Annotated in this window: 11 protein-coding genes; 1 reads left to right on the forward strand and 10 read right to left on the reverse strand. The window is 38.2% G+C overall.

Features of this window, described 5'->3' with window-relative positions; translation table 11 throughout:
* Nucleotides 1-37: 37 nt before the first annotated feature.
* The 4 genes from JOS54_RS06805 to JOS54_RS06820 form a co-directional block, all read right to left on the reverse strand.
* Entirely contained in the window at nt 38-1,399 is a 1,362-nt protein-coding gene (locus JOS54_RS06805) for a Sapep family Mn(2+)-dependent dipeptidase (RefSeq protein WP_203244840.1), read from the reverse strand.
* A gap of 10 nt (nt 1,400-1,409) precedes the next feature.
* Nucleotides 1,410-2,165: an exodeoxyribonuclease III gene (locus JOS54_RS06810; RefSeq protein ID WP_203244841.1), complete on the reverse strand. Its 756-nt coding sequence runs from the start codon at nt 2,163-2,165 to the stop codon at nt 1,410-1,412.
* A complete protein-coding gene (locus JOS54_RS06815; protein WP_203244842.1) occupies nt 2,162-3,958 on the reverse strand; it encodes an aminopeptidase P family protein in 1,797 nt (598 codons plus the stop codon). Before JOS54_RS06815 ends, JOS54_RS06810 begins: the two co-directional genes overlap by 4 nt.
* A gap of 73 nt (nt 3,959-4,031) precedes the next feature.
* On the reverse strand, nt 4,032-4,595 hold the full coding sequence (locus tag JOS54_RS06820) for a GNAT family N-acetyltransferase (RefSeq protein WP_203244843.1): 564 nt from the start codon (nt 4,593-4,595) through the stop codon (nt 4,032-4,034).
* A 411-nt stretch (nt 4,596-5,006) separates the two neighbouring features.
* Here JOS54_RS06820 and nudC point away from each other — a divergent pair, with 411 nt between their 5' ends.
* Nucleotides 5,007-5,837 carry an NAD(+) diphosphatase gene (gene nudC / locus JOS54_RS06825; RefSeq protein WP_203244844.1) on the forward strand — a complete coding sequence of 277 codons (831 nt, stop codon included), beginning with the start codon at nt 5,007-5,009 and terminating at the stop codon, nt 5,835-5,837.
* A 116-nt stretch (nt 5,838-5,953) separates the two neighbouring features.
* Here the strand turns inward: nudC and prfB are convergent.
* The 6 genes from prfB to JOS54_RS06855 all read right to left on the reverse strand — a co-directional run bounded on the left by prfB (nt 5,954) and on the right by JOS54_RS06855 (nt 12,691).
* A protein-coding gene (prfB, locus tag JOS54_RS06830) for a peptide chain release factor 2 (protein WP_238928349.1) occupies nt 5,954-7,052 on the reverse strand; the annotation gives its coding sequence in 2 pieces (ribosomal slippage) (nt 5,954-6,979 and nt 6,981-7,052; 1,098 coding nt in all).
* Nucleotides 7,052-9,400, reverse strand: coding sequence for a preprotein translocase subunit SecA (secA, locus tag JOS54_RS06835; protein ID WP_203244846.1), 2,349 nt, complete (start codon nt 9,398-9,400; stop codon nt 7,052-7,054). The genes prfB and secA overlap by 1 nt, the downstream gene beginning before the upstream one ends.
* An 86-nt stretch (nt 9,401-9,486) precedes the next feature.
* Nucleotides 9,487-10,098, reverse strand: a complete 612-nt coding sequence (locus JOS54_RS06840) for a ComF family protein (RefSeq protein ID WP_203244847.1) — start codon at nt 10,096-10,098, stop codon at nt 9,487-9,489.
* Entirely contained in the window at nt 10,079-11,200 is a 1,122-nt protein-coding gene (locus tag JOS54_RS06845) for a helicase-related protein (RefSeq protein ID WP_203244848.1), read from the reverse strand. Before JOS54_RS06845 ends, JOS54_RS06840 begins: the two co-directional genes overlap by 20 nt.
* Nucleotides 11,201-11,512: 312 nt before the next feature.
* Complete coding sequence (gene ispD / locus JOS54_RS06850) at nt 11,513-12,154, reverse strand: 2-C-methyl-D-erythritol 4-phosphate cytidylyltransferase (protein WP_203244849.1); 642 nt, start codon at nt 12,152-12,154, stop codon at nt 11,513-11,515.
* A 39-nt stretch (nt 12,155-12,193) separates the two neighbouring features.
* Nucleotides 12,194-12,691: a small multi-drug export protein gene (locus JOS54_RS06855; RefSeq protein ID WP_203244850.1), complete on the reverse strand. Its 498-nt coding sequence runs from the start codon at nt 12,689-12,691 to the stop codon at nt 12,194-12,196.
* Nucleotides 12,692-12,745: the final 54 nt, after the last annotated feature.

Below are 12,745 nucleotides of genomic sequence, written 5' to 3' on the forward strand. Positions count from 1 at the left end.
TTATACCACAATCAAAAAAGCGACCTAAATCGCTTTTTTATAATTCTAATAATTTTTCAATTCCACGAATATAGATTTCCGTTTGTAGTAGAAGTTCATCCACCGGGCAGAATTCATTCGCATCATGGATATGATAATCCGTACCGGGAAAAGCACAACCAAACGCAATGGTATTTTTAATTTCCTTTGCGTAAGTACCGCCGCCAATCACAAATGGCTTCGCTTCATAATCACCCGTTACCTCTTGATAAGCTGAAACTAAGCTTTTAATTAGTGGCGCATCCGGTGGGAAATATAAAGGCTCCGCCATTGCATCAAAGACAACTTGACCACCTTCATCCTCCAAACGATCTGCCACCATTTTCAACATTTCCTTCACACTCTTTGTGACCGGGAAACGAGCATCAATTGAACCACGAATCACACCATCCTTCATAGTAATAACTCCGGTGTTCATCGTTAAAGAACCAAATTCATCTTCACACTTCGCATTCATTCCCGAACCATCCGTTGATAAACCGAAATGTGAGCAATAGAACTCCACAAATGAATCTTGATAGCCGGCTTCCTTCAAACCCACCAAGGCATAGCTAATCGCATTCACACCCAAATGTGGTAAAGAAGCGTGAGCTGCAACTCCTTCAACCACTAATGTACAAGCTTTATCATCACATTCCAAGGAAAAATTAATATTGTGGTCATTGAAGAAATCCTCCAGCACTTTCTTAGAGAAAGTATTCTTTTCCACCTTCACCATACATTGACGAGCTACCACATTTTCAGCACTACCACCAACAATATCCAAAATATGACTATCCTTAGAAGAATAGTAGCCTCTCATCAACCCCTTTTCACCATGAATGGCCGGAAAATCACCATCTGGTGTAAAGCCATAATCCACAGAACCTAATTTTTCTACATAGTGCTCCAAACATTTCGAACCATTTTCTTCATTGGTTCCTAAAATTAAACGAATTCGCTTGTTCAAAGGAATACCACTTTCTTGAATGATTTTCAAGGCGATCATAGAGGCAACTGCCGCCCCTTTATCATCACTCACACCACGACCATAGACAATTCCATCTTTTTCAACCATTTCAAATGGATCACTATTCCAGCCATCTTCTTTATGGGCCGGCACAACATCCAAATGAGCAATGACACCAATAATTTCATCGCCTTGACCAATCTCACCATAACCAATGTAGTTATCCACATTCCTTACCGCAAAACCGTCAGCCTCCATCATTTTTAATGCCGTCTCCAATGCTTTTTTAGGACCTGATCCAAAAGGAGCGTCAACACTCGCTTCCCCCATTTCTGAGTTAATGGAAACCAAAGTAGCCAATCGCTTCAATAATTCTTGTCGATTTGCTTGTACCTTTTCTTTTACTGTCATACTTCTCTCCTTATAAGTCCAGCTCTAAGCCAACAGGACAATGATCTGACCCCATCACTTGATCATAAATTAAAGAATCCTTGACTTTTTCCTTCGCATCCTTTGACACGATAAAGTAATCAATTCTCCAGCCGACATTTCTTTCTCTAGCCGCCGCTCGATAAGACCACCATGAATACTTCACTTCTTCCGGGTATAAATAGCGGAATGAATCCACATAACCCGAAGCCAATAATTCACTCATCTTTCCCCGCTCTTCATCAGAAAAACCAGGATTTTTATGATTGGATTGGGGATTTTTTAAATCGATTTCTTCATGTGCCACATTCAAGTCACCAGTATAAACCACGGCTTTCTTTTCATTTAATTGCTTCAAATGTGCCCTTAGAGCATCTTCCCATTCCAAGCGGAAATCCAAACGCACTAGACCTTCCTTTGAATTCGGCACATAAGCTGTGACAAAATAATAGTCCGGATATTCTAGTGTAATAACTCGTCCCTCTTTAGAAGAATCACCATCAATATCGTATTGCACCGAAAGTGGCTCTTCCTTACAATACACCATCGTTCCTGAATAACCTTTTCTTTCCGCTGAATTCATGTAACGATAATAGCCCTCAAATTCCATATCCGAGGTAATTTGATCGGCTTGCATCTTCGTTTCTTGAAGCGCAAATATATCCGCATCCACTGCTTCAAAAAACTCATGGAAGCCTTTTTTCATGACCGCTCTAAGCCCATTCACATTCCATGAAATAAACTTCATGAACGAACAAGCTCCTTGGTTACTTCCTCTAAGTACGCTAATTCTTCTCCTTTAAGATAAGGACTTAAAATTGCACGCACTTGCGCATGATAAGCATTTAACTGTATCAATTCTTCATCCGTTAATAAAGAAACTTCAATTGCTTCGACTTCATAAGGCACATAGGTTAATGTTTCAAAATGCATGAATTGACCATAGAAATTCTTGTTGCCATTCACGACTAATAATTCATTTTCAATACGAATACCCAATTCATGTGGTAAGTAAACACCCGGTTCATCCGTTACAATCATCCCCGCTTCAAAAGGGACTGGTGGACGTAGACTAGAGAAACCCCAACCAATACGATGCGGACCTTCATGTACCGCCAGAACATGACCCACACCATGCCCTGTTCCACATTGGTAATCAATATCTTCCTTCCATAAAGGCTGACGGGCTAAAATATCAACATTATTCCCTGTCGTACCTTTTAAGAAATGAGCCGCCATTAAATCTAAATGACCTTTTAGAACTAAGGTATAGTACTTCTTTTCTTCCTTTGTTAAAGGACCAACGGCAATCGTACGGGTGATATCCGTTGTGCCATCTTTATAAGTGCCACCTGAATCCACTAGTAAGAAGCCCTTTGGTTCCAACTTAGCGTGATTTTCTTCTGTTGCTGAATAGTGCATCATAGCTCCATTAGCTTGATAAGCAGAAATAGTTGTGAAGGATGGTTCAATGTAGTCTTGACCTTCACCGCGTAAATCGTATAACTTATTTTGTGCACTAACTTCCGTTACTTCATTTTTCTTCACTTCATTCTTTAACCAATGAATAAACTTAAATACCGCTACCCCATCCTTGACATGAGCATTCTTGGTGCATTCGATTTCAACTTCATTTTTAATCGCTCGACGATACGCAATTGGTGATTCTTGATCAAGAATTGTATTACCCTGTAAAGCAGTATATAACTTAGAATTCAATGTATCTAAATTTGCTAAAACAACCTTATTTTGCAGCTTTAATAAATCCGTTTCAATTTCATCGTAATCCTTAATGGTTACCCCACTATTTTCTAAGTGTGCTCGAACCTCTACGTTCACTTTCTTTTCATTGACATAGTAATTCACTTCATTTTCTGTCATTAACACAAAAGCATAGGTCACCGGAGTGTTTTCAATATCATTACCACGAATGTTCAATAACCAACATGGATCTTCTAAAGCCGCTAAGAATAAAACATCGGCACCCGCTTCTAGCATGGACTTTCTAGCTTGGATAATTTTATCCTTGGCACCAACACCGGTGTACTTCGTATCTAATACAAATAAAGATTCTTCCGGCATTTTTGGACGTTCATTCCAAATTTGTCCAACCAAATCCACATCATTCACGATAGAGGCTTGTTTCTGTTCGAGTTTCTTTTGTAAGAAATTCTTGGTTCGAGCACTAACAACCGAACCATCAAAGCCTAACTTACCATGAACCGGTGTTTGATCCACTAAGAAATCCAATGGGTTTGGGATACCCTCTTGACGCAAACGCATCAATTCCACTTGGCTGCCAGCCAATTCATTTTCTGCTTGGGTGAAATAACGACCATCGGTCCATAAACCGGCAAAATCTTTTGTTACAATCACACAACCTGATTCACCACTAAAGCCGGACATATAGGACTTAGCTTTGAAATAATCAGCCGTGTATTCTTCGGATAAATGATCATCTTCATTCGGCACATAATAAACATCCAAACAATTCTCCGCCATCAGCTGACGAAGTGCTTCTATTCTTTCATTTACTGTCATAAAATTACCTCTTTAATATATGTCATTAATTATATCCCTTTTCCTAAAGGTAAGCGAATAAACGCCTTCTTTTTCAGTCTTTTCCGTAATATTCTTCTTCTAAAATACCCATTGTAATCACATCGTAGTATTGACCATGATGGTAGGAAGCCGCTCGTCGAACTCCTTCCTTTACAAAACCAACTTTTTCATACACATGGATAGCACTTGCATTGTAAGAAAATACATTGACTTCTGCTTTATGGGCATTTAATTCTTCAAAGACGATTTTAATACCTTTTTTCATTGCTTCCGAACCATAACCTAAACCTTGGAATTCAGGACCGATAAAGATACCTAAAGTCGCGATTCTTTCTGGTAGTAATAAACCGAAACAGGATAAATGACCAACCACTTCTCCTTGTAAATTCTCAATGGTTAAACCAAAACCATCTTTTTTCTCATTACCTGACCATGCGGTAAATAACTTTTTATTTTCTTCTTCATAAGTTGGAAATAGACGGGAGCGGTTTCCTAATAATAGTGAATCCTCATTCCACCATTTCGCAAAGATTTCTTTATCGCTTTCAATGGTTCCTCGCAAGCGTATTTGATTACCTTCTAATAATTGTTTCCGATATTGAATTAATTCTTTCATACTTTAATCCTCGCTAGATTAAGTATACCTTAAAAAAGAGTGTCTCATGGACACTCTTTCTTGCGAGTTACCTCGCTGTTGGAATCTTGTATTCCAAACCAATTTTTATGTAATATTCAATTTTTCACTTTTTAAACTGTACATGGGTATATACCCCCTTGCCTGTTTCCTCTAATTCTTTTAGCCAGGCAACTAAAAGAACGCTACCTTAATTCGAGAAGAATCTCCTTCATCTATTCTGCTCTCCTTTCTACCCAAGGGGACATCTTTTACACCTTCATCATAGCAACTTTTTATACTTTTCCAAGTCTGTTTTTTAAAAATTATTTAGCGTATAATGATTCTATGGGCATCTAAAAAGTTTTAGATGGTTTTTCTTTTGTTTTATTCCAAAAAAGAAAAGAGGCAACTATGATTCAAGATATTTATCCTTATGTCATGACCAATCATTACAATCCTAATCAAAAGGCAAAAAAGGGGGATAAGATTTTCTACTTTGAAAATAATCAAATCATCACAAAACCGGATGGTCGTTTCTTTCAGTATGAAGATTGTCCGAATAACGATCGTTATATCTATTTATTCTCAATGGGAACTCACCATTTCTTTCTAAGTGATCTTCGCTCTTTAGAGCATACTTCCTTTTCAGCTCGTCAACTACGCTATTATGAACCGCAATTTTTAGGCTTTGCGGCTTTAACCGCTCTTCATTTATTCCATTGGTATCAGGATAATCAATATTGTGGTAAGTGCGGACAGCTTTTACAGCTGGATAAAAAAGAAAGAGCTCTTCGTTGTCCACATTGTCAACATGTTCTATATCCAAAAATTTCTCCAGCTATAATCGTTGCCATTATCAATTCAAAAAATCAATTATTGGTTACCAAGTACGCCCAAGGCGATTATCAAAAGTATGCTTTAGTAGCTGGTTATTCAGAAATTGGAGAAACCATTGAACAAACCGTTATTCGTGAGGTACAAGAAGAAACTGGTTTAAAAGTTAAAAACATCCGTTATTATAAATCTCAGCCATGGGGCTTTTCTTCTTCTCTTTTATTTGGTTTCTTTGCGCAAGTGGATGGAGATGAAAGCATTCACATGGATACAGAAGAACTTCGTTTAGCTCGATGGGCGGATCCAAGTGAAGATTTGGATACCAATGGTGTCGCTTCTTTAACGGGGGAAATGGTTGAATTGTTCCTAACTGGTCGCTATAAGGATTTCTATACTTTGGAAAAATAAATGTTTAGGGGTAATCCTAGTTTTTATGTGTTTTCATTAGAAAAGGTAGGATGACAATCCTACCAGTCATAAAATACCATCAAGAAACAGCGATAATCGCAATTATCAACTATCCTCTATAATTGACTACGCAAATAAGAATCAATGAAGCCTTCAATATCTCCATCCATAACCGATTGAACATTACCCACTTCATAACCTGTTCTTAAATCCTTCACCATGGTGTATGGCGCAAAGACATAAGAACGAATTTGAGAGCCCCATTCGTTCGCTTTTACTTCTCCTTTGATTTCAGAAGCTCTTTGTTCCTGTTCTCGAATTTTAAGCTGTAATAGCTTTGATTTCAACATATTCAAACATGTTTCTCGGTTTTGAAGCTGGGAACGTTGTGATTGAGAAAAAACAGTAATACCACTTGGTTTATGAGTCATACGAACCGCCGAGTCGGTTTTATTGATGTGCTGCCCACCCGCCCCTGAAGAACGCATGGTAATCACTTCTAAATCCTTTTCATCAAGTTCAATTTCTAAATCATCTTCAAATTCAGGCATGATCTCAACCGAAGCGAAGGAAGTATGTCTTCTTGCATTGGAATCAAATGGTGAAATACGCACCAAACGATGCACTCCATTTTCTGCTTTTAAATAACCATAAGCCATATTCCCGGAAATACGCATCGAAACGGATTTTACACCCGCTTCTTCCCCCGGTTGATAATCCATAACTTCTAACTGATAACCCCGTCTTTCCGCAAAGCGTGTGTACATCCGATACAACATCCCTGCCCAATCCATCGCTTCTGTCCCACCAGCGCCTGGATGAATTTCTAAAATAGCGTTATGGTCATCATAAGGACCCGATAAAAGAACACGAACCTCAAAATTGGCGTAATCCATATTGTATTTCAAAAATTCCTCTTCCACCAATTCCTTCATATCTTCATCCAAGGAAGCTTGTAAATCAGTCACGGAAGCTAATAAATCTAAGGTGGTTTCCGTAAGTTTTTCATGTTGACTTACCAAGTCTTTTAAACCGTTGTTTTCTTTGATAATTCGTTGCGCTTTCTTTTGATCATTCCAAAAGTCTTCTTGCGCCATTAAGTCATTATTTTTTTGGATTTCTTCTTTCTTTGCAGTTAAGTCAAAGTGAGGAGCCAAGCGACTCCAATTTGGCTTGGCGTTGACTTAAAATCTGTTTTAATTCATAAAGTTCCATTAAGCCACCTCTTCTTGTTTCACCACTTGTACATTCATGCAGTAATTCACAACATCTTTGGAAATCGTTCTTTGCATATCTTCAAACATCTGGAAACCTTCTGACACATAGGCTTGTAAAGGGTTACCTTGGGCATAAGAGCGTAAACCAATACCATCTCTTAGCTTAGACATATTATCAATATGATCCGACCAAGCACGATCAATGACACTTAAAGTCATATTGCGTTCAAAGTCTTGAATTTGCTCACGCACCGGATCAATCTTTTCATCGTAATCTTGCCAAGCTTTTTCGGTACTGAAGTCAATGGCTTGTTCATCATTCATATTTTGAATATCTTCCGCTTGCACAATACCTTCAAATCCCAAACTATCTAATGCCTTTACATAATCGTTTACATGCAACTGACGACTTTCCGGGTTGACATGTGAAGCCACTAAATCCGAAATAACACGCTTGAACATATTCTCAATAAAGCTATGAATATCTTCATGTTCCAAAATATAGTCGCGTTGTTCATACATGGTTTCACGCTGTTGGCGCATAACATCATCGTATTGCAATAATTGTTTACGAGCATCGTAGTTTACTCCTTCCACACGCTTTTGAGCAGAAGAAATAGAACGGGTAACGGTCTTGGATTCAATCGCTGTATCTCCTAAAGACGCAAATAAGGATTCAAAACGTTCCGGTGCAAAACGAACCATCAAATCATCTTGAACCGAAATATAGAAACGAGACATACCAGGATCCCCTTGACGACCAGAACGACCCCGTAACTGGTTGTCAATACGACGAGATTCGTGTCTTTCTGAACCTAAAACACATAAACCGCCTAGTTCACGCACACCTTCACCCAACTTAATATCAGTACCACGACCAGCCATATTCGTTGCAATAGTAACCGAACCAATTTGACCGGCTTTCGCAATAATCTCCGCTTCCCGTTGGTGATTCTTCGCATTGAGAACTTCATGGTGAATATGACGTTCTTGTAGATATTTAGAAATCAATTCCGAAGTTTCAACGGCAATGGTACCGACCAATACGGGTTGTCCGCTTTCATGGCGTTTAACCACTTCATCAACCAAAGCCGAGAATTTCGCCTTCTTACTCCCAAAGACCGCATCGGGATAATCCAAACGGATGATGGGACGATTGGTAGGTACTTCAACAACATACATATTGTAAATATCTAAGAATTCTTCTTCTTCCGTTTTAGCAGTACCTGTCATACCCGCTAACTTATTGTATAAGCGGAAAAAATTCTGATAAGTAATAGTCGCTAGCGTAGTGGTTTCTTGCTTGATAGAAATCCCTTCTTTTGCCTCAACAGCTTGGTGTAAACCATCTGACCATTGACGCCCTTGCATCAAACGTCCTGTATTTGGATCAACAATCACAATTTCATCATTTTCGGTATCCACCAAATAATCAATATCACACAACATAATGTAATTTGCTTTTAAAGCTTGGTTAATGTGGTGTAATAATTGGGTATAGGCTAGGTTATAAAGATTATCAATCTTAAAGGTTTTTTCAGCCTTATGCACACCTGATTCTGTTAATTGAACTGTCTTAGATTTGACATCTAATTCGTAATCTTCATCCTTACGCAATGCCTTCACAAAGCGGTCAGCTTGTAGATATAAGTTAGCGGTTTGTTTCTTACCACCGGAGATAATCAATGGGGTTCTCGATTCATCGATTAAAATGGAGTCCACCTCATCGACAATCGCAAAGTTCAAGCCCCTTAATACACGATCTTTTAGATCCGTAACCATATTGTCTCTTAGGTAATCAAAACCCAATTCAGAGTTGGTTGTATAAGTGATATCGCAAGCATAAGCAGCTCTTTTTTCGCTAGGGGCTAATTGGTGGAGGTTTAAACCAACCGTTAAACCTAAGAAACGATGAATTTGTCCCATCCACTCGGAGTCACGCTTACTTAAGTATTCATTGACCGTTACCACATGAACCCCTTTTCCTGTTAGTGCATTTAAGTAAACCGCCATAACCGAGGTCAAGGTCTTACCTTCCCCCGTCTTCATTTCAGCAATATCGCCACCTTGCATGACGGTCGCTCCAATTAACTGAACCGGGTAGGGAAATTCACCAATCACTCGCTTACAAGCTTCTCTTGCGGTCGCAAAAGCTTCAACATAAATGTCTTCTAAGCTTTCACCCTTTTGCAAGCGTTCTTTAAATTCTATTGTTTTATTTTGCAATTGCTCATCACTTAAATTCGCATATTCTTCTTCTAAAGCCAGAATTGGCTGAATTTGTTTCTCAAGTTTAGCCAATTTTCTTGCGTCTTCATTAAAAAGTCTTGTTAAAAAGTTCGCCATAATAATTTTGTCCTCGCATAGTAAATCAGGTTAATTATAAGGAAATACACACTAAAAGGCAATCGCATAAAAAGCAATCGTTTTTATCATAACAAGTTAGATAACCACTTTTGATTAACCGAAAGGCAATAAATCTGAATCTCAACCTCTTTTTCTTTTAATAAATCCAAAGCGGCTTTTAATGTTGCACCGGTTGTAATGGTATCATCCACTAATAGAATACGTTTTGGTATATCCCCATCTGAAATCAAAGAAATAGACTTTCCTACCTCAAGTCTTTGCTCAAGCGATGCATCTTTTTGGTCCATAGCGCCTTCTTTTTTAAAAAGAGTTTTTTGTTGTAAAGGGATGTTCGCAAAGATTTCTTGCAAAGGAAAAAAGCCTCTTTCTTGTAGCTTATCTTTTCTCGATGGCATAAAAACCACCGTATAACCTCGATATCGCCACCAAATCTTTTTCTCTAATCCATAAAGAAACACTGACTTTAACGCTTCATCCTTTTGTTCCTTAAATTGCCTCAATAAGCGAGAAAATGCCACATCATATACATAATCCGCCCGCAAATAAACACCATGAAACTCAAAGCAGATGGATTTTCTTAGCAAACTGCTTCGACATTCAAAACACAAAGGATCCTTTGAAAAAAACAATTCCCATAAAGACCCATTCTTCCTTTCATCACAAAGAAGACAACGCATTGGATACCTTTATGGATTGGATAGCTTTTTCAACCACCTTCGATCTTTCTTGACATAGAAATAAAACATCCCCACTTGGATGTGCAAACTTTCTACCCACTCGACCGGCAATTTGAATTAAGCTCGCTTGATCAAAAACAGCATGTTCTGCCTTCCACACACAAACATCAACGCCCTCAATCGTAATACCTCTTTCCATAACCGTTGTACAAAACAAAAGATGAAATTTCCCCTTACGAAAAGAAGTTACTATTTCTTCTTTATTCTGACTTTCACTCGTTATCCTTTCACATGGATAAAAACAATGGAAAATGCGATAAAACCCATTTGTTAAAGATATGGTTGGTAAAAAGACCATGCAGGGAATGGTTTTTCTGTTCCTTAACCAACGGCATAAACGAATCAATTGTGTAACAAATAGACCATATTTAAGCCGAGGGACTACCAATGGCTTACCATGTGGTCTTTGATCAAGACGAAGAATTTTTAAATTCTCTCTTTTTAAAATAATCTCATTCGGAGTAGCACTTAAAAAAACTGTATGCCCTAAACAAGCCCTTTGTGCAAATCCCCATAAAACAGGGTTGTTTTTAAAAGGAAACGCATCCGGTTCATCGAGAATTAAGACATCAAAGGCATATCCATATCGATATAGTTGATGCGTCGTACAGACCACAATATCGCCTTGTGTTTCTTTCGTATGACCGGCACAAACCGCAATTACTTTAGCTTGTCGAAATATCTCTGCCAAGCGTTGTTTCAATTCCAATACGACTTCCCTTCTTGGTACCGCAAAGCCAACTACTTTCCCTTTCTTAAGCTGTTTTGATATGGTTTCTAAAACCATCTCTGTTTTACCGGATCCACAAACGCAACGCAATAAAACATCTTGGTATTCAATGGCCAAAGCACATTGATAAGATATTTCTTTCTGCTTTGAAGATAAGGAATAGCTCAAATAATATTCATCGCAATCTTCTTTGGTTAGCGACCAATCCAACTTATTTTCTTCTAAGAAGGAAACACATTTTCGACAATACCGGCCTCTTTTTCCATGATAAAAATAATTTGGATCTTCATTTCCACATCTTTCGCACTTCATACCCCTTTATTCCCTAGGAAATCCTCTTTCCATCAAAAAGACATTTATTTTATTTGTAGATGTCTTGAAACAATGAATCCTGCCTATTATTAGGAGTTAGTTTCCTTTTTTCAATAGTTAAGTCTACCAAAAATGTCTTAGCACTCTTTTTTTGATTATCTAAAATACCGGCAATTAACCTTAATTTATAAATTGTATCCGGGTTTAATTATATGAACAGGATAGAAGATAAGTTGAATTTTTTCGTTTTATTGGATTAAACCAAGCTACCGGAATATAGACCGTTATTCTTCTGCCTATAAAAAAGGATGACTATCGTAAGTCATCCGGTGTTGTTATCTTAAAGTTGCTTGGGCTACCTTCAACAATTTTAACAGGTACATCACTATAATGTTCCACCAAAGACACATCATCCGTTGCTAAATAACCCTCTTTCATTGCTTTTTTATAGCAATCAATAATTAAATCTGTTTCAAAACCTTGAGGTGTTTGTGCTAACATCAATTCACTACGAGGATAGGTTTCTACAACATAACCATCCTTCACCCGTTTAACCGTATCTCTTGAAGGAATGGCGAGTAACGCCGCTTTTTCTATTTCTAAAGCTTTCTTAACCCGATCAATCAATTCTAAACGAACATATGGTCTAGCCCCATCATGAATTAAAACGTAATCACATAGCACTGCTCGCAATCCCGAACAAACACTTTCTTGTCTTGTAGCACCACCCCTTGCGACAACTAATCGACCATATTGAGCCGCTAATTGTTTTGTATAAGGATCTTCCATATCCGTCACCAAGACAATTTGTTTGCAATCAGGATCTTGTAGAAAGACAGCAACCGTTGTTTCTACAATCGTTTTACCAGTGGATAATTTCGCATAGGCTTTATTAAAGCCTAACTTCATTCGTTGCCCCACCCCGGCAGCGACAATGACCACACTATAATGCATACTCACCTCATTTTTCCCTATTAAAGCACAAAATTCCTTTTAATGCACAATATTTCCTAAAAAACCATAGGATAAGATAGTCATTATACAGGCCGCTAAGCCGACACCAAGTGCAATTGCTAGACTAGCTTTCTTGCGATCCATATCTAAAACCGCCGCCAACAAAGAACCTGTCCACGCTCCTGTTCCGGGTAAAGGAATGCCCACAAAAAGTACCAAACCCCATAGACCAACCGTTTCTATCTTCTCTTTGTTTTTTTCAACTTTCCGTTCTATCCATGTTGCCAATCGACTCATCCGGTGTTCCACTAGCCAATGCAAGAAGCTTTCAATTCCCCATAAAATAAATGGTACTGGGAGAATGTTGCCAATAACTGCCACGAAAACAGCTTGCCATAGTGGAACCTTTAATAAAGACGCAAGGATTAAACCGCCTCTTAATTCAATAATTGGTAATAAACTAACTAAAAATGTTGATACCAATGGTGACAATAATTTTCCTATATGTTCTGCCCACCATGTCACAAAAGCTTCCATTGTTACCTCCGTGTCAAAAGAATACCAAGGCTTTGAAAAAAATTCAAGAAAGCT

Origin of the sequence: Bulleidia sp. zg-1006 (assembly GCF_016812035.1) — a bacterium.
GTDB lineage: Bacteria > Bacillota_I > Bacilli_A > Erysipelotrichales > Erysipelotrichaceae > Bulleidia.

Bases quoted from the DNA above. Each gene is read 5' to 3' on its own strand.
- JOS54_RS06805 (WP_203244840.1), bottom strand. From the start codon at position 1,399: ATGACAGTAAAAGAAAAGGTACAAGCAAATCGACAAGAATTATTGAAG.
- JOS54_RS06810 (WP_203244841.1), bottom strand. From the start codon at position 2,165: ATGAAGTTTATTTCATGGAATGTGAATGGGCTTAGAGCGGTCATGAAA.
- JOS54_RS06815 (WP_203244842.1), bottom strand. From the start codon at position 3,958: ATGACAGTAAATGAAAGAATAGAAGCACTTCGTCAGCTGATGGCGGAG.
- JOS54_RS06820 (WP_203244843.1), bottom strand. From the start codon at position 4,595: ATGAAAGAATTAATTCAATATCGGAAACAATTATTAGAAGGTAATCAA.
- nudC (WP_203244844.1), top strand. From the start codon at position 5,007: ATGATTCAAGATATTTATCCTTATGTCATGACCAATCATTACAATCCT.
- secA (WP_203244846.1), bottom strand. From the start codon at position 9,400: ATGGCGAACTTTTTAACAAGACTTTTTAATGAAGACGCAAGAAAATTG.
- JOS54_RS06840 (WP_203244847.1), bottom strand. From the start codon at position 10,098: ATGCGTTGTCTTCTTTGTGATGAAAGGAAGAATGGGTCTTTATGGGAA.
- JOS54_RS06845 (WP_203244848.1), bottom strand. From the start codon at position 11,200: ATGAAGTGCGAAAGATGTGGAAATGAAGATCCAAATTATTTTTATCAT.
- ispD (WP_203244849.1), bottom strand. From the start codon at position 12,154: ATGCATTATAGTGTGGTCATTGTCGCTGCCGGGGTGGGGCAACGAATG.
- JOS54_RS06855 (WP_203244850.1), bottom strand. From the start codon at position 12,691: ATGGAAGCTTTTGTGACATGGTGGGCAGAACATATAGGAAAATTATTG.